The 22,797-nt window shown below is 72.3% G+C and carries 18 protein-coding genes; 3 read left to right on the top strand and 15 right to left on the bottom strand.

Annotated elements, in window-relative coordinates; genetic code table 11:
* Window positions 1-96: 96 nt before the first annotated feature.
* From ABZ842_RS08115 to ABZ842_RS08060, 12 genes are all read right to left on the bottom strand, one after another.
* Window positions 97-831, bottom strand: a complete 735-nt coding sequence (locus tag ABZ842_RS08115; protein WP_361533606.1) for a Crp/Fnr family transcriptional regulator — start codon at window positions 829-831, stop codon at window positions 97-99.
* A gap of 134 nt (window positions 832-965) precedes the next feature.
* Complete coding sequence (locus ABZ842_RS08110) at window positions 966-2,816, bottom strand: AMP-binding protein (RefSeq protein ID WP_361533603.1); 1,851 nt, start codon at window positions 2,814-2,816, stop codon at window positions 966-968.
* 147 nt (window positions 2,817-2,963) lie between these two features.
* Window positions 2,964-3,818: a CDP-diacylglycerol--serine O-phosphatidyltransferase gene (gene pssA / locus ABZ842_RS08105; RefSeq protein ID WP_361534331.1), complete on the bottom strand. Its 855-nt coding sequence runs from the start codon at window positions 3,816-3,818 to the stop codon at window positions 2,964-2,966.
* On the bottom strand, window positions 3,811-4,470 hold the full coding sequence (locus ABZ842_RS08100; RefSeq protein ID WP_361533600.1) for a phosphatidylserine decarboxylase: 660 nt from the start codon (window positions 4,468-4,470) through the stop codon (window positions 3,811-3,813). Before ABZ842_RS08100 ends, pssA begins: the two co-directional genes overlap by 8 nt.
* Before the next feature lie 181 nt (window positions 4,471-4,651).
* The gene (locus ABZ842_RS08095; protein WP_361533597.1) at window positions 4,652-5,857 is read right to left on the bottom strand and encodes an acyl-CoA dehydrogenase family protein; all 1,206 of its coding nucleotides are present in this window, start codon (window positions 5,855-5,857) and stop codon (window positions 4,652-4,654) included.
* Window positions 5,854-6,372 (bottom strand): MaoC family dehydratase, encoded by a 519-nt coding sequence (locus ABZ842_RS08090; protein WP_361534328.1) that lies wholly within the window; start codon window positions 6,370-6,372, stop codon window positions 5,854-5,856. The genes ABZ842_RS08095 and ABZ842_RS08090 overlap by 4 nt, the downstream gene beginning before the upstream one ends.
* A 5-nt stretch (window positions 6,373-6,377) precedes the next feature.
* On the bottom strand, window positions 6,378-7,349 hold the full coding sequence (locus ABZ842_RS08085; RefSeq protein WP_361533594.1) for a CoA ester lyase: 972 nt from the start codon (window positions 7,347-7,349) through the stop codon (window positions 6,378-6,380).
* Window positions 7,346-9,358, bottom strand: a complete 2,013-nt coding sequence (locus ABZ842_RS08080; protein WP_361533591.1) for a protein meaA — start codon at window positions 9,356-9,358, stop codon at window positions 7,346-7,348. The genes ABZ842_RS08085 and ABZ842_RS08080 overlap by 4 nt, the downstream gene beginning before the upstream one ends.
* Window positions 9,359-9,381: 23 nt before the next feature.
* Complete coding sequence (gene ccrA / locus ABZ842_RS08075) at window positions 9,382-10,755, bottom strand: crotonyl-CoA carboxylase/reductase (protein ID WP_361533588.1); 1,374 nt, start codon at window positions 10,753-10,755, stop codon at window positions 9,382-9,384.
* A 388-nt stretch (window positions 10,756-11,143) separates the two neighbouring features.
* A complete protein-coding gene (locus tag ABZ842_RS08070; protein WP_361533585.1) occupies window positions 11,144-14,020 on the bottom strand; it encodes a Tat pathway signal sequence domain protein in 2,877 nt (958 codons plus the stop codon).
* Window positions 14,021-14,199: 179 nt separating this feature from the next.
* Window positions 14,200-15,084, bottom strand: coding sequence for a TetR family transcriptional regulator (locus tag ABZ842_RS08065; protein ID WP_361533582.1), 885 nt, complete (start codon window positions 15,082-15,084; stop codon window positions 14,200-14,202).
* Window positions 15,085-15,167: 83 nt separating this feature from the next.
* Window positions 15,168-16,952 (bottom strand): 3-hydroxybutyryl-CoA dehydrogenase, encoded by a 1,785-nt coding sequence (locus ABZ842_RS08060; RefSeq protein ID WP_361533579.1) that lies wholly within the window; start codon window positions 16,950-16,952, stop codon window positions 15,168-15,170.
* A gap of 417 nt (window positions 16,953-17,369) precedes the next feature.
* Between ABZ842_RS08060 and ABZ842_RS08055 the strand changes: the two genes are divergently transcribed.
* Window positions 17,370-17,939 (top strand): adenylosuccinate lyase, encoded by a 570-nt coding sequence (locus ABZ842_RS08055; protein ID WP_361533576.1) that lies wholly within the window; start codon window positions 17,370-17,372, stop codon window positions 17,937-17,939.
* Window positions 17,940-17,999: 60 nt separating this feature from the next.
* Here the strand turns inward: ABZ842_RS08055 and ABZ842_RS08050 are convergent, their stop codons facing one another.
* Window positions 18,000-18,590: a hypothetical protein gene (locus ABZ842_RS08050; protein ID WP_361533573.1), complete on the bottom strand. Its 591-nt coding sequence runs from the start codon at window positions 18,588-18,590 to the stop codon at window positions 18,000-18,002.
* Between the two features lie 286 nt (window positions 18,591-18,876).
* Between ABZ842_RS08050 and ABZ842_RS08045 the strand changes: the two genes are divergently transcribed.
* The gene (locus ABZ842_RS08045; protein ID WP_361533570.1) at window positions 18,877-20,277 is read left to right on the top strand and encodes a helix-turn-helix domain-containing protein; all 1,401 of its coding nucleotides are present in this window, start codon (window positions 18,877-18,879) and stop codon (window positions 20,275-20,277) included.
* Window positions 20,278-20,316: 39 nt separating this feature from the next.
* On the opposite strand, the gene ABZ842_RS08040 is transcribed toward ABZ842_RS08045, so the two are convergent.
* Together ABZ842_RS08040 and ABZ842_RS08035 are read right to left on the bottom strand one after the other, a co-directional pair.
* Window positions 20,317-20,841, bottom strand: coding sequence for a GNAT family N-acetyltransferase (locus ABZ842_RS08040; RefSeq protein WP_361533567.1), 525 nt, complete (start codon window positions 20,839-20,841; stop codon window positions 20,317-20,319).
* A 68-nt stretch (window positions 20,842-20,909) separates the two neighbouring features.
* Window positions 20,910-21,962, bottom strand: a complete 1,053-nt coding sequence (locus ABZ842_RS08035; protein WP_361533564.1) for an Rv2578c family radical SAM protein — start codon at window positions 21,960-21,962, stop codon at window positions 20,910-20,912.
* 199 nt (window positions 21,963-22,161) lie between these two features.
* Here ABZ842_RS08035 and ABZ842_RS08030 point away from each other — a divergent pair, with 199 nt between their 5' ends.
* The gene (locus ABZ842_RS08030) at window positions 22,162-22,608 is read left to right on the top strand and encodes an SRPBCC family protein (protein WP_361533561.1); all 447 of its coding nucleotides are present in this window, start codon (window positions 22,162-22,164) and stop codon (window positions 22,606-22,608) included.
* Window positions 22,609-22,797 lie beyond the last annotated feature (189 nt).

The following is a 22,797-nucleotide window of genomic DNA, read 5'->3' as shown; positions in this document are numbered from 1 at the left end:
CACGACCCTCTCGGCTGAACGACCACGACCTTCCCTTCGGGCTTGGCGACGGCCACCCCCAGGATGGCCGCGCGCGACCCCGGCGTATGTAGCCGTTTACACATCCGACGGGGCCGGGGGACCGTTCCCGGCGAGGAGCCGCAGCGGCTCGGTGTCCATGACGGTCAGGGGCGCGCCCCACGCCCCCGGCCGCAGGGGACGCCTGCTGGCCGTGCGGACGATGCCCTGCTCGCGCAGCAGCCGCAGCGCCTTCGCCACCGCCTCCCGCGTGGAGCCGACCGACGCCGCCAGGTCGTGCTGCGGCAGCGGCAGGCCGATGGTCACGCTGCCGTCGTCATTGCGGCGCCCCGCCCGGTCCGCCAACTCCACCAACCGCGCGGCGAGCCGCTGCAACACGCTCTCCGACGCCAGCGAACGGCGCTCCCCGTCGGCGCTGCGCAGCCGGGAACTGAGCTGCTTGAGCACCAGGGCGCTGACCGCGGGGCTGCCCGCCAGGAACCCGCGGAAGCGATCGCCCGGGATCACGACGGCGTCCAGCCGACCGAGCGCCGTCACAGTGGCGCTGCGCGGCCGTCGGTCCACGGCCGAGAGTTCGCCGACCAACTCGCCGGCACCGCGCAGGGCGAGGATGAGCCGGTGGCCGCGCTCGGTCGCCACGGACACCACCGTCCACCCGCCGAGGATCGCCACCACGTAGGAGGTGGCGGCCCGTTCGCCGAGCACCACGTCGCCCGCTCGGTACTCGCGCGGGGTCCCCAGCGCCAACAGGGCCGTACGGTCCTGTTGGCGCAACGCGTGGAGCAGGGGCTGTTCCTGTTCGATGAGGCTCAAGATGAACGCTCCCGGGACCGGCGCCCACGTGGAGTGCGACACGTTAGGGAGCCGCCACCCCCGCGTCAATCGTCTGCACACGGGCTTCTCGACTTCCTGTCACCGGGCGGCCGACGGGCGCGTACGGACCAGGCTCAGGGCGACCGTCGGCGCGCGGCCGTGCCCTGCACCGCCGCCCAGAGCGCCACCACCCCCGCCGCCGACATCAGCGGCACGTTGAACGCGTAGACCAGCGCCGCCTGCCGTTCCCAGTCCTGCTTCGCCGCCAGTCGGTAGAAGTTGTCCTGCGGCCACCACGACGCCAGCAGGTAGACGATCGACAGGTGCGCCGCCGCCGTCAACGCGCGCGGCGCGCCGTCGCGCGGCATCAGCGTGGGGCCGGCGAAGAGGAAGCCGACGCCCGCCGCGAAGGCCAGGTGCTCCGCGAAGTACAGGCCGCGGAAGAAGCCCGCCCAGGGGCTCGGGACGATCGACAGGTCCGTGGAGCCGGGCCAGAAGACGTCCGTGAGCATGAGGGAGGCGAAGAAGGCGACGAAGGCCGCCAGCCCCCCGACCGTCCGCAGGACGTCGCTCGCCGTCACCGGCCCGCCCTTGCCGCTGGACCGCGTCGGCCCCTTGTCGCTCCGCGGCGCCGGACGGACCAGGCCGCCGCGGTCCAGCTTGCCCGCCGCGGTGCGCGGCAGCGCGGTGAGGGCGACGACGACGCCGGGTATCTCGGACGCCGGGCCCATGCCGCGCAGATGGGCCCGCACGGCCTCCAGTTGCGGCGCCGACCGCCGCGGCTGGGGGACGACGTACGCGATGAGCTCGCCGAACTGCGATCGTTCGACCAGCACGTCCCGCACCTCGGGGTGCGTCGCGAGCCGTGCCTCGATCCGGTACGGGTTGACCTGGCGGCCGTCGTGCCGGAAGCGGTCGGCCATCCGGCCCAGGTACTCCAGCGGCCCCCCGCCGTGCCGCTGTCCCAGGTCACCGGTGGGCACCGCGTCCCCGCCGTCCGGCGGCGTCAGCCAGATGTGCTTGCCGTGGATCTTCGTGCGGACCCCGGGGAACGGCTGGCCCAGGAACACGTGCTGCTCGGGGTGGACCGTGGGCCCGGGGAGCTGGCCCGACTCGAACCAGGTTCCGCAGCCGGCGACCTCCGCGGTGCCGTACACGCTGATCAGCCGGGCGCCCGGCGCGAGAGCCCGCTCCAGGCGCTGGTGCTCGTCGAGCCGGAGCCGTTCGCCGCCGACGGCCACCAGCCGCAGCCCCTCGACCCGGGGGCCGGCGAGCAGGGCCGAGGCCGTCTCGGCGTCGGTGTCCGCGACCGTGTACGGCACCCTCGTGGTGAGCACCAGCGTGGCCCCGGCGCAGAGGGTGCGCAGCCAGCCCACGGCGAACGCGAGCGTGTCGCTGCGGCCGGTGACCAGCACCCGGTCGTCCCGCCGCAGCCCGAAGACCTCCGAGAAGGCTTCGTACGCGGCGGTGAGGCGGGCGTGCCCGACCGCCACCGCCTTGGGCTGCCCGGTGGTCCCCGCGGTGAAGAGGAGGGCGGCGCCGTCCCCGACGGTCGCGTCGGCGGCGTCGGCGTTGACGGGGTCTTCGGGGTGTTCCCCGATCGTCGCCGCATGGCCGTCGAGCAGGATCAGCGGCTTGCCCGGCAGGTCCGTGAGCCGGCCCGAGTGGACCCGGTTGCTGATCACGGCACGGGCCCCGGCGAGCGCCTTCGGCTCGGGCCTGCTGGGCGACGCGACGGCGAAGACGCCCCCGGCCTTCAGCACCGCGAGCGCCGCCACCAGCACGTCGGGCGTGCGCAGCGTGCGGATCGCGACCAGGTCCCCCGGCTCCAGGTGCGCGACGTCGATCAGGTGGTGGGCCAGCCGGTTGGCCCGGGCGTCGAGCTGCCCGTAGGTCAGCTCGCCACGGTCGGTGATTACGGCGGTGCGGTCCTGCCCGTCCCGCACCCGCCCTTCGAAGAGCTGGTGAAGTGTTCCCCCTGACATGACAGCCGATGGTCCCAGAAGCCGGCGCGCATGACGAGGGCCCGGGTGCATCAGCACCCGGGCCCGTCGTGTGTTCCATCGGCTACGAAGGACGATTCCGCCACGAAGGCTTCCGCGCGGCCCGGTGGGGCCGGCGGCAGCGGTGGATCAGGGCAGCTGGGCCGCCCGCGCCTCCCGGCGGTTGTAGCGGAAGGTGTTCACCCGCCGCGCGGTGGCGAAGAGCGGGATCACCGCGCCCAACACCACCTGGAGCGCACAGCCGGTCTGGAGCAGCAGCTGCCCGCCGGGCGCGTCGAACGCCCAGGCGGCCAGCAGCCCCATCGCGGAGACGATCCAGCCGAGCATCGCGACCGCGAGGACGCCCCGCGGCTTGGGGTACTCGACCCGGCTCACCATCAGCCAGGCCGTGCCGATGATCGCCAGCAGGGTCGGGATGAACGGCAGCTCCAGCAGGACGATGGAGACCACCGTCAGTGCCCCGAAGGGGCTCGGCATGCCCTGGAACATGCCGTCCTTCATCGTCACGCAGGAGAATCTCGCCAGCCGTAGCACCACCGCCAACAGCACCACGATCGCGGCCACCGCCGAGACCCTCTGGTGGGCGTCGTCCGCCACCATCCCGTAGACCAGCACGAAGTACGCGGGCGCGAGGCCGAAGCTGATCAGGTCCGAGAGGTTGTCCAGCTCGGCGCCCATCGGGGAGCTGCGCAGCTTGCGCGCCACGAGCCCGTCGAAGAGGTCGAAGATCGCGGCGAGCAGCATCAGGATCACGGCCGTCGCGGCGCTGTGCCGCGCCATGCCGGACTCCCCGCTGCCCTGGAGGTGCGGGATGAGGATCCCGGTGGTGGTGAAGTACACCGCCATGAATCCGCACGTGGCGTTGCCGAGCGTGAGGGTGTCCGCTATCGACAGCCGCAGCGACAGGGGCATCTCCTCGCTGTCCCCGTCGGCCTCCGCATCCGCTTCGGCCGCCCAGCCGCTCTGTGTGTCCGGATCAACCACGGTCAAGGCGAGTCACCCCCGCGGTCGTGGTCTGACCGACTTCGACCGCGACCTCGACGCCCTCGGGCAGGTAGACGTCGACGCGGGAGCCGAAGCGGATCAGGCCGATCCGCTCGCCCTGCTCGACCTTGGTGCCCTCGGGGACGTACGGCACGATGCGCCGCGCGACGGTGCCGGCGATCTGCACCATCTCGATGTCGCCGAGCTCGGTGTCGAAGTGCCAGACGACGCGCTCGTTGTGCTCGCTCTCCTTGTTGAACGCCGGTACGAAGCCACCGGGGACGTGCTCGACGGAGGTCACCGTGCCCGCCAGGGGGGCGCGGTTGACGTGGACGTTCAGCGGGCTCATGAAGATCGCGACGCGGGTGCGGCCGTCCTTCCACGGCATGATGCTCTGCACCACGCCGTCGGCGGGCGAGATCACACGGCCCTCGGCGATCTCGCGCTCGGGGTCGCGGAAGAACCACAGCATGCCCGCCGCCAGCGCGGTGGCGGGCACGGCGACGATCGCGGCGCTCCGGGAGCGCCGCGCGCGAGCCAGGCTGATGGCTGCGGTGGCGACGGTCGGCAGAAGCCACGGCGATGCTCCGCGGGCAACGAGGCGTCCCTTGGGGGAGCCGTCACGGGGTGCAGAGGTTTGGCTGTGGGGCATGGATGACCTTCGTAGCTGATGAATGCCGCGCGGGTAAGGGGGACGGCGGCTTTCCGGCCGATGCTAGCGGTTGCGAGTAGCAACTGGGAAAGCCAGAAGCCCAGTCGGCGGCGGGAAGCTGATGACGGGATGTGACCTACTTCGCGCCACCGACGGGTGCAAAACCCCTGGAACGCGACATTCACCCCTGGAGTCGGTACTCCTCCAGCAGCCGACGACCAATGATCATTTTCTGGATTTCGGCGGTGCCTTCACCGATCAGCAACATGGGTGCCTCCCGGTACAGCCGCTCGATCTCGTACTCCTTGGAGAAGCCGTAACCGCCGTGGATACGGAAAGCGTCCTCGACGACCTCCTTGCAGTACTCCGACGCCAGGTACTTCGCCATCCCTGCCTCCAGGTCGTTTCGCTCCCCGGAGTCCTTTTTGCGTGCAGCATTCACCATCATCGCATGCGCCGCCTCGACCTTGGTAGCCATCTCCGCCAGCTTGAACTGGATGGCCTGGTGCTCGGCGATCGGCCGGCCGAAGGTGTGCCGCTGTTGGGCGTAGGAGATCCCGAGCTCGAAGGCGCGCCGGGCGACGCCGCAGCCGCGGGCGGCCACGTTGACCCGCCCGACCTCGACGCCGTCCATCATCTGGTAGAAGCCGCGGCCCGTGGTGCCGCCCAGGGCCTGGGCGGCGGGCAGCCGCAGCCCGTCCATGATCATCTCGGTGGTGTCGACGCCCTTGTACCCCATCTTGTCGATCTTCCCGGGGATCGTCAGGCCGGGGCGGACCTCGCCGAAGCCGGGCTCCTTCTCGATCAGGAAGGTCGTCATCGAGCGGTGCGGCGGGGCGTCCTGCGGGTGCCCCTCGTCACTGCGCACCAACACCGCCACCAGGGACGACGTGCCACCGTTGGTGAGCCACATCTTCTGGCCGGTCAGGACGTACTCATCGCCGTCCCGGACCGCCTTGGACGTGATCGCCGACACGTCCGAGCCGAGCGCCGGCTCGGACATGGAGAAGGCGCCGCGGACCTCGCCGAGCGCCATCTTCGGCAGATAGGCGTCCTTCTGCTCCCGAGTGCCGTGCTGCTTGAGCATGTACGCGACGATGAAGTGGGTGTTCACGATGCCGGAGACCGACATCCAGCCCCGGGACAGCTCCTCGACGCACAGGGCGTACGTGAGAAGTGACTCGCCCAGTCCGCCGTACTCCTCCGGGATCATCAGCCCGAAGAGTCCGAGCTCCTTCAGGCCCTCCACGATCTGCGTCGGGTACTCGTCGCGGTGCTCCAGCTCGGTCGCGACCGGCAGGATCTCCTTGTCGACGAAGTCGCGGACCGTCGACAGGATCTCCTGCTGGACGTCGGTGAGCCCGTCCGTCCGGGCGAGTCGGGTCATCGCTGCTCCCCCTGCTCCTGGATCTCCGGGCGGCCGGCCTGCTCGCCGCCGCGCTCGGTGACGTACGCCTCGGTCGGCACCATCACCTTGCGGCGGAAGGTGCACACGAGGGTGCCGTCCTGCTTGTAGCCCCGGGTCTCCACGTGCACCACCCCGCGGTCGGCCTTCGACTTCGACGGGGTCTTGGCCAGGACCGTGGTCTCGCCGTAGATCGTGTCGCCGTGGAAGGTCGGCGCCACGTGCTTGAGCGACTCGACCTCCAGATTGGCGATGGCCTTGCCCGACACGTCCGGCACGGACATCCCGAGCAGCAGCGAGTACACGTAGTTCCCGACGACGACGTTCCGGCCGAAGTCGGTGGCCTGCTCCGCGTAGTGCGCGTCGAGGTGCAGCGGGTGGTGGTTCATGGTCAGCAGACAGAAGAGGTGGTCGTCGTACTCGGTGACCGTCTTGCCGGGCCAGTGCTTGTACACGGCGCCGACTTCGAACTCCTCGAAGGTGCGGCCGAACTGCATGGTGATCACGCCTTAGGGGGTGTGAAGGTGCTGGTGCGGGTCATGCCGGCGGCCCGGCCCTTGCCGGAGATCACCAGCGCCATCTTGCGGCTGGCCTCGTCGATCATCTCGTCGCCGAGCATCGCCGAGCCCTTCTTCCCGCCCGCCTCCGACGTGTAGTGCTCGTAGGCGTCCAAGATCAGCTCGGCGTGGTCGTAGTCCTCCTGGGAGGGGGAGAAGACCTCGTTCGCCGCCTCGACCTGGCCCGGGTGCAGCACCCACTTGCCGTCGTAGCCGAGCGCCGCCGCCCGCCCCGCGACCTCGCGGAAGCCGTCCACGTTCCGGATCTGGAGGTAGGGGCCGTCGATGGCCTGGAGGTCGTGCATCCGGGCGGCCATCAGGATCCGCATCAGGATGTAGTGGTACGCGTCCGCCGGATAGCCCGGCGGCTGCTCGCCCACCACCAGCGACTTCATGTTGATCGACGCCATGAAGTCCGCCGGGCCGAAGACGATCGTCTCCAGCCGGGGCGAGGACGCGGCGATCGCGTCCACGTTCACCAGCCCGCGGGCGTTCTCGATCTGCGCCTCGATGCCGATCCGGCCGACCTCGAAGCCCATGGTCTTCTCGATCTGGGTGAGCAGCAGGTCCAGGGCGACCACCTGCTGGGCGTCCTGCACCTTGGGCAGCATGATGCAGTCCAGGTTGGGGCCGGCGCCCTCGACGACGGTCACCACGTCCCGGTAGGTCCACTCGGTGGTCCAGTCGTTGACGCGCACCACCCGCGTCTTGGCGCCCCACTCGCCCTCGTTCAGGTACTTCACGATGGTGTGCCGCGCCTCGGGCTTCGCGAGCGGCGCGCACGCGTCCTCCAGGTCCAGGAACACCTGGTCGGCGGCCAGGCCCTGGGCCTTCTCCAGGAAGCGCGGGTTCGAGCCGGGGACCGCGAGGCAGGAACGGCGCGGACGCAGCGGACGGTCGGTGGACGGGCGGGTCATGCGGGGACCTCCAGGGGGGTGAGCTCGTTCGCGGTGCGGATCTCGTCGACGATACGGCCGATGATCTCGGTGATGCCGAAGTCCTTCGGGGTGAAGACGGCGGCCACGCCGGCCGCCAGCAGATCGGCGGCGTCGGCGCCCGGGATGATCCCGCCGACAACCACCGGGACGTCAGCGGCGCCCGCCGCGCGCAGCCGCGTCAGCACGTCGGGCACCAGCTCGGCGTGCGAGCCGGAGAGGATGGAGAGCCCGACGCAGTGCACGTCCTCGGCGAGCGCGGCCGTCACGATCTGCTCCGGGGTGAGCCGGATGCCCTGGTACACCACCTCGAAGCCGGCGTCCCGCGCGCGTACGGCGATCTGCTCGGCGCCGTTGGAGTGCCCGTCCAGCCCCGGCTTGCCCACCAGCAGCCGCAGCCGGCCCACGCCCAGCTCCTCGGCGGTGCGCGCCGCCTTCGTGCGCACCAGCGCCAGCGGCGTGCCGGGCGCCGCGGCGACGGCGAGCGGCGCGCCGGAGACCCCGGTCGGCGCCCGGAACTCGCCGAAGACGTCCCGCAGCGCCCAGGTCCACTCGCCGGTGGTGACCCCGGCGCGGGCGCACTCCAGCGTCGCGGGCATCAGGTTGTCGGCGCCGGCCGCCGCTTTCTTCAGCGCCGCCAGCGCCTCGGCCGCGCGCGGTTCGTCCCGGCGCTCGCGCCAGGAGTTGAGGGCCGCCACCACCCGGGCCTCGTTCGCCGGGTCGACCGTCATGATCGCGGTGTCCAGGTCGGCGGTGAGCGGATTGTCCTCGGTGGTCTCGAAGACGTTCACCCCGACGATCTTCTCCTCGCCCGCCTCGATCCGGGCGCGCCGCTCGGCGTGCGAGGCCACCAGCTGGGACTTGAGGTAGCCGGACTCGACGGCGGCCATCGCGCCGCCCATCTCCTCGATGCGCCCCATCTCGGCCAGGCACTGCTCGACGAGCGCGTCCACCTTGGCCTCGATCACGTGGGAGCCGGCGAAGATGTCGTCGTACTCCAGCAGGTCGGACTCGTAGGCCAGCACCTGCTGGATGCGCAGCGACCACTGCTGGTCCCAGGGCCGCGGCAGGCCCAGCGCCTCGTTCCAGGCCGGCAGCTGCACGGCGCGGGCCCGGGCGTCCTTGGAGAGCGTGACGGCCAGCATCTCCAGGACGATCCGCTGGACGTTGTTCTCCGGCTGCGCCTCGGTCAGCCCGAGGGAGTTGACCTGGACGCCGTAGCGGAAGCGGCGCTGCTTCGGGTTCTCGATGCCGTACCGCTCGCGGGTGATCCGGTCCCAGATACGGCCGAAGGCGCGCATCTTGCACATCTCCTCGACGAACCGGACGCCGGCGTTCACGAAGAACGAGATCCGGGCCACCACCTCGCCGCGGCGCTCCGCCGGCACCTGGCCGGAGTCGAAGACCGCGTCCAGCACGGCGACGGCGGTGGCCATGGCGTAGCTGATCTCCTGGACGGGAGTGGCCCCGGCCTCCTGGAGGTGGTAGCTACAGATGTTGATCGGGTTCCACTTGGGGATGTGGTGCACGGTGTACGCGATCATGTCCGTGGTCAGCCGCAGCGAGGGCCCGGGCGGGAAGACGTGCGTCCCGCGCGACAGGTACTCCTTGACGATGTCGTTCTGCGTGGTGCCCTGGAGCGCGGTGACGTCGGTGCCCTGCTCCTCGGCGACGACCTGGTAGAGCGCCAGCAGCCACATCGCGGTGGCGTTGATCGTCATCGAGGTGTTCATCTGCTCCAGCGGGATGTCCGCCAGCAGCCGCCGCATGTCGCCGAGGTGGGCGACGGGCACGCCGACCCGGCCGACCTCGCCGCGGGCCAGGACGTGATCGGGGTCGTACCCGGTCTGCGTCGGCAGGTCGAACGCGACCGACAGACCCGTCTGCCCCTTGGCGAGGTTGCGCCGGTAGAGCGCGTTGGACGCCTCCGCGGTGGAGTGGCCGGCGTAGGTGCGCATCAGCCACGGCCGGTCCTTGTGGCGTTCGGTCATCGCGGTGTTCCCCAACCCTTTCCTCACGCGGCGCTGTGGTGGTGTGCGGTCGGCTCCGCGGGTGCGGTTCGGAACCGGTTGATGGCGTCGAGGTGGCGGGCGCGCAGTTCGGGGTCGCGGACGCCGAGCCCCTCGCGGGGGGCGAGGGCGAGCACGCCGACCTTGCCCTGGTGGAGGTTGCGGTGGACGTCGTAGGCGGCCTGGCCGGTCTCCGCCAGCGGGTACACCCGGGACAGCGTGGGGTGGATCTTGCCCTTGGCGATCAGCCGGTTGGCCTCCCACGCCTCCCGGTAGTTGGCGAAGTGGGAACCGATGATCCGCTTCAGCGACATCCACAGGTAGCGGTTGTCGTACTCGTGGGTGTAGCCGGAGGTCGACGCGCAGGTGACGATGGTGCCGCCCTTGCGGGTCACGTACACGCTCGCGCCGAAGGTCTCCCGGCCCGGGTGCTCGAAGACGATGTCGACGTCCTCGCCGCCGGTCAGTTCGCGGATCTGCTTGCCGAACCGCTTCCACTCGCGGGGGTCCTGGGCGCCCTCGTCGTTCCAGAAGCGGTAGCCGTCGGCGTTGCGGTCGATGATCAGCTCCGCGCCCATCGCCCGGCAGATGTCCGCCTTCTCCGGGGAGGAGACGACGCAGATGGGGGTGGCGCCGCCGGCGAGGGCGAACTGGGTGGCGTAGGAGCCGAGCCCGCCGGACGCGCCCCAGACCAGCACGTTGTCGCCCTGCTTGAGCTGCGCCCCGTTTCGGGAGACGAGTTGGCGGTACGCGGTGGAGTTCACCAGGCCCGGGGCCGCGGCCTCCTCCCAGCTCAGATGGGCCGGCTTGGGCATCAGTTGGTTGGACTTGACGAGTGCGACCTCGGCGAGTCCGCCGAAGTTGGTCTCGAAGCCCCAGATCCGCTGCTCGGGGTCGAGCATGGTGTCGTTGTGGCCGTCGCTGGACTCCAACTCCACCGACAGGCAGTGCGCCACCACCTCGTCGCCCGGCCGCCAGGCGTTCACCCCGGGGCCGCAGCGCAGCACGACGCCCGCGAGGTCGGAGCCGATGACGTGGTAAGGCAGGTCGTGGCGCCGGGTGAGCTCGCTGACGCGGCCGTAGCGCTCCAGGAAGGTGAAGGTGGACAGCGGCTCGAAGATGGACGTCCACACGGAGTTGTAGTTCACGGAGGAGGCCATCACGGCCACCAGGGCTTCGCCGGGGCCCAGTTCGGGGACCGCGACGTCCTCCACGTGGAGCGACTTGCGCGGGTCCTTGTCCTTGCTCTGGAGGCCGGCGAACATCTCGGCCTCGTCCTTGTGCACGGTGACCGCGCGGTAGGACTCCGGCAGGGGCAGCGCGGCGAAGTCCGCCGGCGTTGAGTCGGCCGACTGGATCGCGTCCAGGATTTCCTTCACGGTGTTGCCTCCGGCGAAGCGCGTCGGGGGATCGGTTGGGGATCCGCCCGAAGAGAGGGTGAGGTGGCGGTGCTGCTGCTGTGGAGGTGTGCCGTCGGTTCGGCGGGCGGTGCTGTTCGACAGCGCTGGTGGGCGCGGTCGGGCCTGTGACGCAGGCGTCCGGGCGCGTGAACGCGATCGTTCGCGGGGACGGCCGGCGTGCGTGGGGTTCCCGAGCGCCGGCCGCCCGGACGACTTCACCGTATGGCACGCCGTGCCAGGTGACAAGACACTGGGTGCCATGATTTTCGCTCGACTGTCGACGGCACGGCACCGATGAGCACACGGCGCGACGGCCGCCCCGGGGTGGCGGGGGCGGCCGTCGCAGTCTTCGGGTGACCGGGGGCGTTCAGGGGGTCGGTGCCTCCAGGGAGAGGGCGAAGACATGGGCGCGGGCGGTGCCCGACGTCGGGCCGTGCAGCGTCACCGCGGTCAACCGCCGCGCCGCGTCCAGCGGCAGCCGCTGGTGGAACACGGCCGCCTTGGTGCCCACCGGGCCGCCGCGGGTGTGGATCTGCGCGGTGCGGACCGCCTCCGTCTCGCCGTACGCCGGGCCGGCCAGCCACGAGGTGAGCCGCAGTTGGACGGTGGCCGTCGAGCCGTCGGCGTACGCGAGGGTCACCGGCACGGTCACGTTCCCGCTGTCGCCCGCGCCCAGCACGTGCAGCCGGGCGTACGCACCGGACGGCACCTCGATCCGCTGCCCGGCCGCGACCACGTTGTTCTTCGTGCCCTCGCTGCCGTTGGCGAAGGCGAACGCGATCCCGTCGTCCTCCGTCCGCCCCGTCTGCGGCAACTGCGCCATCGGATACGTCCGGCCCGTGCCGTCGAAGTCGCCGTCCCCGAAGAACATCTCGGTGGTGATGGCGTCGTTGTCGAAGTGCGCGGTCAGGTCCACACCCGTCACCCCGCCCGCCGGAGCCAGCGCGGGCAGCCCCCACGGCTGCGCGGGCCGGGTGATCCGCACCGGCCCCACCCGTAGGTCCGGACGCTCGCCGGCCGGGTGCACCACCGCCTGCGCGCCGCGCGCCAGGGATATCTCCACCTCGCCGCCGCCGACGTCCCGCCAGCGCGGGTCGGGCCCTTCGATGCCCGAGACCGCGACCGGGCCGGTGATCGAGTGCCGCACCCGGCAGGGCTCCCCGGCCAGGCTGTGCACCCGCACCCAACGGGTGCGACCGGCCGAGCGTACGGCGCTGACCAGGAACGCGCCCTCGGTGCGGAAGTCGTGCAGCACGACGTCGGCCCACTCGCCCGGCACCCCGGGGAAGATCCGGATGGCGGACCCCCAGCTCTGGCAGAGCATGTCGTGCACGGTCATCGCCGCCGACAGCGGCGTCTCGATCACCGGGCCGGCCTCGTAGTACATGGTGTTCGGCTGGATGAACCGCGCCACCAACTCGCGCAGGTACCGCAGGGCGTCGTCGCCGCGGCCCATCTGGGTGGAGATGGACGCCGCTCCCGAGAAGCTGTAGCCGCGCAGCGCGCCCTCGAAGCTGATCCAGTGCTTCAGCGAGCGGGCGATCAGATCGCGGCTGCCCGGCTGGTCCCAGTTGACCAGGTACAGCGGATAGACCGCCAACAGGTGCGAGTAGTGCCGGTGGGACTTCGCGAAGGGCGCCCCCGCCCCGATCATGAAGCCCTTGTCGTCGACCGGGTAGTCCGTCAACTTCGCCAGCACCTCGCGCCAGCGGGACTCCAGCGGGTCCGTCTTCTTCAGCAGCCGGACCGTCTCCAGCAGCGTCGTACAGCTCCAGCGCAACAGGGCCAGGTCGTAGTTGCAGTCCGGAGCGCTGCCGTACTCGGGCGAGAAGGTCTTCGGCAGGTGCAGCCGGCCGTCCGAGCCGGCGGCGAGGAAGTGCAGGTAGTAGTTGGTCGAGCGGCGCAGCAGCGGATAGAGCACCCTCTCCAGCAGGTCCCGGTCCATGGTGTGGCGGTACGTCAGCCACACGTTGTGCAGCGCCCAGGGGAGGTCGCCCACCTCGGGGTCGCCGACGCCCGGCACCCCCACCTGGCCCCGGTCGTCGCACTGTGCGTCGGTGGAGCGTCGCAGCCCGGCCGAGTCGTGCCGGTACTCCGGCTTGAGCGCGCTCACCAGGACGTCCCGGTTCTCGTCCAGGGTGCGCGGGATCGCGTCCAGCTCCAGGTGGTTGGAGCCGTACACGGGCCAGTACTCCAACTGCGCGTTGAGGTTCCACCACACGCTCGGCCACGGCGTCGGCTCCAGCCACGGCCCGGTCGTCGCCATCACGGGCGCCCCGGCGCGGGCCGCGCACGCCAACTTGTAGAGCTGGATCCAGTAGAAGCTCTGCAGCATCTGGTCGGGCAGCGAGACGAAGCTCTTCCGGTAGAAGCGGTGCCACCAGGCGCGGTGCCCGGCCAGCAGGGCGTCGTCGGAGAGCGCGGCGGCCCTTCGCACGGTGGCCACCACCCGGTCCTTCGCGGTGGCCTCGGGGTACGAGTGGGCCACCGCCAGCAGGAACGTACGGCTGCGTCCGCGGCGCCGCTCCCGGTACGCGCTGGCGGTCTGGCCGCCCGCGTACAGCGCCTGCGTCACCACGCCGGTGCCGTCCTCCTGGGCGGTGACCGGCGGCGGGTTGGGCGCGAAGTCCTTCGGCGGGTCCTCGCGCACGATCCGCGGGCTGATGGCCGGGGACGGGCGGAACTCCCAGCGGAAGCCCTCCTCGCCCCGGCTGGGGTCGGCGCGCACGCACAGCAGGGTGTGGTCGTTGTGGACCAGGGCGCGTAGGGCGATGGTGCCCCGGTCGGTGGTGACGGTGCCGCTGACCTCGGCGTTCCACAGGTCCAGGCGCAGGGCGACGCCGGTGATGGTGCCGACCGGGGTGAGGACGAAGTTCCCGACCGGGAGGCGGGCCACGCCCCACTCGTTGCCCCAGTCGGGCCGGTGGTCCTGGACCTCGCCGTGGTGGACGGTGAAGCGGAGCGCGTTCTCGCCGGGTTGGGCGTACAGGATCGAGCCCAGCAGGCCGTTCCCGAGGAAGGGCCCCTCGTACCAGGTGCGGGGGAGCCGGTGCCACACGAGGTCCTGGCCCGCCAGGAAGCGGGCCCAGGCGGCGTCGTCCATGCCGCGGACGCCCGGACGGCGCCCGGCGTCGGTGCCTTCCGCTGCTGCGGCCGGGCCGCCGCCGGCCGCGCCGCCGACGGCCGCCCCCGTGGCCGCCCCGACGGCCACCTGTCCCAGGAACCCACGACGATCCACGGCCACACTGATCAACTCCGTCCAAGGACGTGCACATTGATCCGATGAGTGAATGCTGTGGAGCGTAGGAAGGGGATGATGGAGCGTCAACCTCTATGACGCGGAGGGAAACATCGGGGGACTGGGGCAGGGGGCAGCCGACGGATCAGGCCGGGTGCGCGGGCTGGGGTCAAGCCCGGCCCGGCTCAGGTGCGGTCGGAGCGGGTGGCGCCGCGGTTCTTCAGCGCGTGCTCGATCGTCCGCATCACGTCGTCCAGCGGCGCGTCCGTCCGCGCCACCGCGACCACCACCTCGTGCGCGTCCTGCCCGCCGGCCGCGGCCGGCCCGGACGCGGCGGCGGACGTCGAGGTCAGCACGGTCGTCTCCACCGCGGCCGGGGCGCGGCCCGCGGCGATCCCGGAGCCGAAGGTGTCGCGGACGATCGCGAAGGCGTGGTCGAGTTGGGCCTCGACGTCGCCCTGGCCGCCCGCCCGCAGCCAGCGCCGCAGCACGTGGTTGTGCGCGGTGACCACCGCGGACGCCGCGACCTCCGCCAGCAGCGGATCGTCATTGCCGTCGTGGTGGTCCCGCTCGTCGAAGTGGCCCAGCAGATAGCGGGTGAACAGCCGCTCGTACCGCGCCACCGAGGCGATCTCCCGCTCCCGGAGCGTGGGCACCTCCCGGGTGAGGCGGTAGCGCTCCACCGAGACCGCGGGGGAGGCCGCGTACATCCGCATGACCTCCTTGATGCCCCGGCACACCGTGTCCAGCGGGCGCTCGTGCGGCGGCGCCGCGTTCAACACGGCCTCCGCGCGCACCAGGGTGTCGTCGTGGTCCGGGAAGATCGCCTCTTCCTTGGAGCGGAAGTGCCGGAAGAAGGTCCGCCGCGCCACCCCGGCCGCCGCCGCGATCTCGTCGACGGTCGTCTCCTCGTACCCCTTGGTCGCGAACAGCTCCATCGCCGCCGCGGCTAGCTCGCGGCGCATCTTGAGGCGCTGGGCTGCCGCGCGGGTGCCCGCGGCGCTCTCCGGGGCGTCCGGGGAGGGCTTGGGACGGGACGGTCGACGACGGGGGTCAGCGGGCTGGGCCATGCCCTGAAAGTACTGCATCCGTGCAGGAGAGCGCGCCCGCGGGGAGCGTCCACGGGGCCCGCGGGCGCCCCCCGCGCCGGCGCTCAGCGGCCGACGTGCTCACGGAAGCCGCGCCCCGTCTTGCGGCCCAGGCATCCGGCGGCGACGAGGTGTTCCAGCAGCGGCGCGGGCGCCAGGCCCGGGTCGCGGAACTCCCGGTGCAGCACCTTCTCGATCGCCAGCGAGACGTCGAGCCCCACGACGTCCAGCAGCTCGAAGGGCCCCATCGGGTAGCCGCCGCCCAGCTTGATCGCCGCGTCGATGTCGTCGACGGTGGCGTAGTGCTGCTCCACCATCTTGACCGCGTTGTTCAGATACGGGAACAGCAGTGCGTTCACGATGAAGCCGGCGCGGTCGCCGCAGTCCACCGGGTGCTTCTTGATCGTCGCGGTCACGGCGCGGACCGTGGCGTGGGCGTCGTCCGATGTCAACACCGTACGGACCAGCTCGACCAGCTTCATGGCGGGCGCCGGGTTGAAGAAGTGCATCCCGATCACGTCCTGCGGGCGGGAGGTCGCCCGGGCGCAGGCCACCACGGGCAGCGACGAGGTGGTGGTGGCCAGCACCGCACCCGGCTTGCAGACCTTGTCGAGCGTGCCGAAGAGCTCCCGCTTGACCTCCAGGTCCTCGGCGACGGCCTCCAGCGCCAGGTCGACGTCGACGAAGGCGTCCAGGGACCCCGCGGGCGCGATCCTGGTCAGCGCCGCCTCCCGGGCGGCGTCGGTGAGCCGGCCCCGCTCGACGGAGCGGGCGAGCGAGGCCGCGATCCGCGCCTTGGCGGCCTCGGCCTTCTCGGGCGATCGCGCCGCGATGACCACCGAGTAGCCGGCCTTGGCGAACACCTCGGCGATGCCGGCGGCCATCGTCCCGGAGCCGGCCACGCCCACCGACCGGACCTCCCGCGGAACGCCGGACCCGACCGCAACCGGGCCCGGGGTCAGCGCGTCCGGCACGGTCTCGGCGCTGCCGGGCGAGGCGTAGGCGTAGAAGCCGCGGCCCGCCTTCCGGCCGGTCAGTCCGGCGTCGCTGAGCTGGCGCAGGATCGGCGCCGGGGCGTGCAGCCGGTCGTGCGAGTCGGCGTACATGGCGTCCAGGACGGTGCGGGCGGTGTCGATGCCGATCAGGTCCAGCAGCGCCAGCGGGCCCATGGGCAGCCCGCAGCCCAGCCGCATCGCCGCGTCGATGTCCTCGCGGGAGGCGTACTTGGACTCGTACATCGCCGCGGCCTGGTTGAGGTAGCCGAACAGCAGCCCGTCGGCGACGAAGCCGGGCCGGTCGCCCACCGCCACCGGCTCCTTGCCTAGCGCACGGGCGAGTTCGGTGACCGCGGTGACGGCCGACGGCGAGGTGAGCACCGAGGAGACGACCTCGACCAGCTTCATCGCGGGCGCCGGGTTGAAGAAGTGCATTCCGAGCACCCGCTCGGGGTGGCGCGACTCGGCCGCCAGCCGGGTCACGGAGAGCGCGTTCGTCCCGGTCGCCAGGACCGCGGTGGGGCGCACGACGTCGTCCAACTCCGTGAACACCCGCCGCTTGGTCTCGTACTCCTCGGTGACCACCTCGATCACCAGGTCGGCGTCGGCCGCCGCGCGCAGGTCGACGGAGGTGCGGAAGCGGCCGAGGGCCGCACGGCGCTCCGTCTCGGAGAGGTGTCCGCGTGCCACGGCGCGCGCGGTGGAGGCGGCGAGCGCGGCGACGGCCCGCCGCGCGGCGGGCTCGCTGACGTCGATGCCGACCACGTCGCGGCCGGCCCTCAGGAGCACGTCGGCGATGCCGGTGCCCATGGTGCCGAGGCCGACGACGGCGATGGAGCGAAGAGGGGTGCCCATGGGGAACTCCAGGGTGAGTGACGACGAATGACGACGGGGAGTGCGTACGCGCGCGGGCGCGGGCCTCGTGGAAGGGCCGTGCACCGGGCGGCGGACGGGGCCGTCGTGGAGCGGAGCATGGTGCTGGAGCAGGCGGCGGGCGCCGTCCCGAACTCCCGCCGTACGCGAACGCGCGGGTGGATCCACGCGTCGTTTTCCGCCGAACCGACCGCACGCGCGACGGCTGCGTCACCAGGCCGTCGCGGTCTCGTGCATCCGTACGGACCGCGGTGCTTCCGTACGGGGCGCGGGGTTGCCCGCTCACCTGAGGTTAACTGGCGGGTAATGAGCGCGCTAGGGTTCGGTCCTGCCCCTTCGGTGTGATCTGGGTCGCTGAGACGGCCCGCGGCGTTGCGGGACGTCGATACGCTGATCGTCATGGACGACGAGTTACGGTCGCTGGCCCGACGGCTGAGGGCCGAGTCGGGCGGCTCGACGGAGTACGAGCGACTGCTCGTGACGGAGGACGAGGAGGAGCTCGCGGGCGTCCTCACGGAACACCAACGCCCGCTGTGGGCACGGGAGCTGGCCGCCTTCCGGCTCGGCTGCGCCGGCGACCGCAGGGCCTTCGAGGCGCTGGTCCTGCTGCTCAACCACCGCGACCCCGAGCGCTGCGTCTCCGCGGCACACGCCCTGTACCGGCTGGCCGACCCGCGGACGCCGCGGGCCGCCGCGGCGCTCGCCACCAACGAACTGCGGGTCGCCTACGCCCTGGTGCCGGTGCGGCTGCTGATCCGCCTTCGGGCGCCCGAGTCCGCACCGGCGCTGATCACCGTCCTGAGACGCCGGCTCCCCGCCGGGGATCCGTACTGGCGGCTGGCGCTGGCCTGTGTGGAGGGGCTCGGTGCGCTCGGCGACGAGCGGGGCCGCGAGGTGCTGACCGCGGCCCGGGCGCACCCCCGACTGACCGCGGCGGCAGCGGCGGCGCTCGCCCGGCTGGCACGCTGACGTGCTCGTACGGTCCCGGCGCCGCGGGGTGCCGGGACCGTACGGACGGGCTCGGACTGCTCAGTACAGCTTCGTCACCGCGGTCCTGGCGGTCTTCTGGAAGCCGCTGAGGGAGGCGTCTTCGAGGTCGCCCAACTGGCCCCAGGCCACCACCGTCACGGTCCGTCCGTCCCGGCCCACCGAGTAGAGCGCGACGTCGTTGGAGCCGCCCACCGGATCGAAGCTGTCGATGCTGTAGACGTGCGCACCCTCCTCCACGGGCAGCTCGCCGTGGTACAGCGCCTCGCCGTCCACGTTCGGGTTCTCCTGCTTCATCCGGTCGAAGCAGCTCTCGACGGCCGCGCGCAGCCGGTTGACGAGCACCTTCGCCTTCGCCTCGCTGGCGGCGACCGTGACGGTCTGACGCCCGTTGGTGTCCAGTTCGGTGGCGTACAGCCGGTGCTTGCTGCTGCTCCGCGGTGCGGCGGTGCCGGCGCAGAAGTCCTCCGGCAGCCCCGGCGTCACGGGGCCCGCCGTCCACGCGGTGGGCGCGGGCGGCATCTCGGCGGCGGCGAGGAACTTCGGCGCCGGCGCGGCGGTGGCCCAGGACAGCGACGTCAGGGAGAGGCCGAGCGCGGCGGTGGTCAGGGCGGCGGTGCGGAGCAACTTCATGGCGGTGGTCCCCCGTTGTTCGGTGAGGTGCGGTCGGTCGATCGGTCGTTCGCGGTGGAGCGCACACCAGCTTCCGCACCTCCCGGGGCGCCGACAAGCGTTCCACCGCCTCCCGCCGCCCTGGAACCGTTCCACCCCCTGTGACGTGGGAGGACGTGAGGGGGTGGAACGGTGCCCCGGGGGACGTACGACGGGACGGGAGCGGAACGTGGGGGCAGCGGGGAACCCGGGGGCGGAGGACGCCGAGCACACGGAGCACGCAGGGCGTCCTGAGCACACTGGTCACATGGGGCACGCTCAGCACACCGCGCACGCACGGGACTTCGCCCGGCGTCTGAACGTGCTGCGGGAGGGCTCCGGGCGCAGTTACGGTGCGTTGGCGCGGCGCGTGGGCGTGAGCGCGTCCACCCTCCACCGCTACTGCTCCGGCGCCACGGTCCCGCAGGAGTTCGCCCCGGTCGAACGCCTCGCCCGGCTCTGCGGCTGCTCCGGCGACGCGCTGGTGGACCTGCACGGCGCCTGGGTGCGGGCCGACGCCGAGCGCACGCGCCGCGTGGAGGCGGCGACGTCCGGGGCGGCGGCTCGGGGCGGCCGGGACCCGGAGCCGGCCCCGCCGGCACCACAGCCACCTGCGCCCGTTGCCGTACCGCCGTCCGAGGACACCGTCGTCCTCGCGGCCGGCCCCGCGGACCGCGCCCCGCGGTCACGGGTGACGCGGCCCCGGGTGACGCGCCGCGCGGCCTACGCGAGCGCCGCCGCGGCGGTGTTGACGGTGAGCCTCGTGCTGCTCGGCACGCTCGAAGAGCCCACCGCGCCCCTCGCCGACCGGACGCAGCGCGAGGCGGTCGAGCCGAACGGCCTCCGCACGGCCGGGATCACGGCACCCCCGTCATCGGCCGCCCCGCGCCCGTCCGCTTCTGCGCCCCCGGGCGGCACGGCCGCGCCGTCCGTGTCCGTCGCGGCGGGCCGCGGCGGTTCCCGGACCGACCCCCGAGCCGATCCTCGGGTCGATCCCCGGGCCGTCCCCCGGACCGGGCCGTCGGGCAGCGCCCCCGCGAGCGACGACGTCCCCTTCACCGTGCTCGTCAACCAGCACGTGTGGAACGCCGGGTGCGACCACTCCTACCTCATCGACCGGGCTCCGTCGGACGTACCGCCGCCGCCCGCCGAGGACGGCGCCGCGCAGTGGGCCGGCGCGCTCGGCGCGCTGCACGGCGGCCGGACCATGGCGCGGATCACCGTGCAGGGCAGGAGCGACCGGGCGGTGGTGCTGCACGGCCTCCGGGTGCGCGTCGACGCGTACCGGACGGCGCAGCCGCGGGGCAACGTGTACCGGATGGACACGGGGTGCGGGGGTTCGCTGACGCCCCGCAGGTTCGAGGTCGACCTCGATCGGTCGCGGCCGGTCGCCCGCTCCGTCCCCGGCCACGACGGGAACGCCCCGCTCCCCGCCGTCGCGTTCCCCTACGCGGTGTCGCAGCGGGACCCGGAAGTCCTGCTGGTGGACGCCCGGGCCGTGCGGTGCGACTGCACCTGGCACTTGGAGCTGGAGTGGAGCAGCGGCGACCGCTCGGGGACCACGCGCATCGACGACGGGGGACGCCCGTTCCGCACGACGGGAGTGCGCGGCGCGCCCGTCCACGCGTACGACGTGCCGCAGCGCCGCTGGCTGCGCTGGTCCGATTGAGCCTGGACGCAGACGCCCTCACCGCACACGAAAATGGCGCTACCGCGTGGCGAGGGCGCGGGCGTAGCGGACCTCGTGGATCGTGGTGTCCTCGATCTCGAACTGCCCCTCGCCGCCGTCCGGGGCGAAGCCCGCCTTCTCGTAGAAGCGACGGGCCGGCGCGTTCTCCCGGAGCACCCACAGCCGCATCCGCTCGGACCCGGAGGCCGACGCGCGTGCGATGAGCTCGGCCAGCAGTGCGCGGCCGACGCCCGTCGACAGGTGCTCCGGCAGGACGTACAGGGTGTACAGCTCGCTCTCGCGCGCGATGGCGTCCTCGTCCCGGCCGGGGCCGGTGCAGCCCCAGCCCACGACGGCGCCGTCCCGCTCCGCGACGAGGTGGGTCGCGCCGCTCCGACCGGCCGCGATCAGTTCGCCCAGCCGCGCGGACTCGTCGGGCACGCTCATCGCGTCCAGGTAGGACTGCGGCACCAGCCCCGCGTAGGCGTGTTGCCAGCTCCGTACCCGTACGAGCGCGACGGCGGTGCGGTCCTCGGTCGTGACGTCCCTGATGTGGATCCCCATCGAGCCATGATCACCGAACGGCGTCGCCGCCGGCCCGCGATTTTCCGCGGCCGGCACGCCGGGCGCGCTCACAGCAGCGTGAGCTGGGTGGGCTCGTGCTCCGGCCGGCCGTCGGGCAGTGCGTCCGGCTCCGGCGCGGGCCGTCGGATGCGTCGGGGCGCGGCGCGGTCCGCGGGGCCGATGCCGAACTCCGCGGCCAGCTCGTGCACGTACCGGGTGATCCGGCGCTGGTACCAGGTGGGGGCGTACGCGCCGGCCGCGTACAACCGCTCGTACCGTGGCACGAGCCGCGGGTGGTGGCGGGCCAGCCACTCCATGAACCACTCGCGGGCGCCGGGGCGCAAATGGAGCACGAGCGGGGTCACCGAGGTCGCACCGGCCGCGGCGATGGCCGCTACGGTCGCCCGCAGTTGCTCCGGCTCGTCGCCGAGGAAGGGGATCACGGGCGCCATCAGGACGCCGCAGCCGATGCCGTGGTCCGTGAGGGTGCGCACCACGTCGAGGCGGCGCTGCGGCGATGGGGTGCCCGGCTCGACGGTGCGCCACAGGGCGGTGTCGACGAAGCCGACCGACACCGAGATCCCGACCTCGGTCACCTCGCTGGCCTGCACCAGCAGGTCCAGATCGCGCAGCACCAGGGTGCCCTTGGTGAGGATCGAGAAGGGGTTGGCGCGGTCGCGCAGGGCCTCGATGATCCCCGGCATCAGGCGGTAGCGCCCCTCGGCGCGCTGGTAGCAGTCGACGTTGGTGCCCATGGCGACGTGCGCGCCCTGCCACTGCCGGGAGGCGAGTTGGCGGCGCAGCAGTTCGGGGGCGTTCACCTTGACCACGATCTGCGAGTCGAAGTCGAGGCCGGTGTCGAGGTCGAGATAGCCGTGGGTCTTGCGGGCGAAGCAGTACACGCAGGCGTGCGTGCAGCCGCGGTACGGGTTGACGGTCCACTCGAACGGCATTCGGGACGCCCCAGGGACCCGGTTCAGGATCGACCGGGCCCGCACCTCGTGAAAGGTGATCCCGCGGAACTCGGGGGTGTCGAACGTCCTGGTGGTGACGGCGGACGCGGCGAAGAGGGCGGCGTCGCCGGCGGGGGCGGGACGTTCGGTCAGATGGTCCCAGCGCATGTGGTCGCCTCCTCGGTCGGCCCGTCGAACAGATCGAGCCAAGAATAGAACACATGTTCCCTTGATCGTCGAGGGGCGCTCGCCCGCCTGCCTCCGCCACCCGGCTCGCCGCCCTTGCGGGACCCGGATTTGGGTCCGCGGGGGCGAGGTGGTTGGCTAGCGGCACCCCCTTGAACCACCTCACGCTGGAGGAACAGCAATGGCGCAGGTCGAGGCCACGACGGAACGGATCATCGCGGCCAAAGCGGAGACCGTGTTCGACACCCTGGCCGACTACGAGAAAACCCGCGCGAAGCTGCTGACCGAGCACTTCAGCGAGTACGAGGTCCGCGAGGGCGGCGACGGCGAGGGCACCCTCGTCCACTGGCGGCTCCAGGCCACCAGCAAGCGCGTCCGCGACTGTCTGCTGGAGGTCACCGAGCCCACCGACGGCCAGCTGGTCGAGAAGGACCGCAACTCGTCCATGGTCACCACCTGGACCGTCACCCCCGCCGGCGAGGGCCGCTCCAAGGCCGTCATCACCACCGTCTGGAACGGTGCCGGCGGCATCGGCGGCTTCTTCGAGCGGACGTTCGCCCCCAAGGGACTCGCCCGCATCTACGACGGCGTCCTTGCCAACCTCGCGGCCGAGGTCGAGAAGGGCTGACGCGCCCCCTCGCGCATCCCCTCCCCCCGCTGCCGGGCGGCCCGTCCCCGACCGTTGCGCAAGCGTCGGGACGCTCACCGGTTCGAGTGGTTTTCCCCGCGGTGTCGGGTGCGCCCCGCGCACCCCGGGCCGCGGGAAAAGCCCCTGATGAGCGCTTGACACGCGCCCCCGCCAAGGCAGTTGGGCCGC

The sequence above is a fragment of the Streptomyces sp. NPDC047315 genome (genome assembly GCF_040643215.1).
Lineage (GTDB): Bacteria > Actinomycetota > Actinomycetes > Streptomycetales > Streptomycetaceae > Streptomyces.
This window is presented reverse-complemented; position numbering and strand designations above follow the sequence as displayed.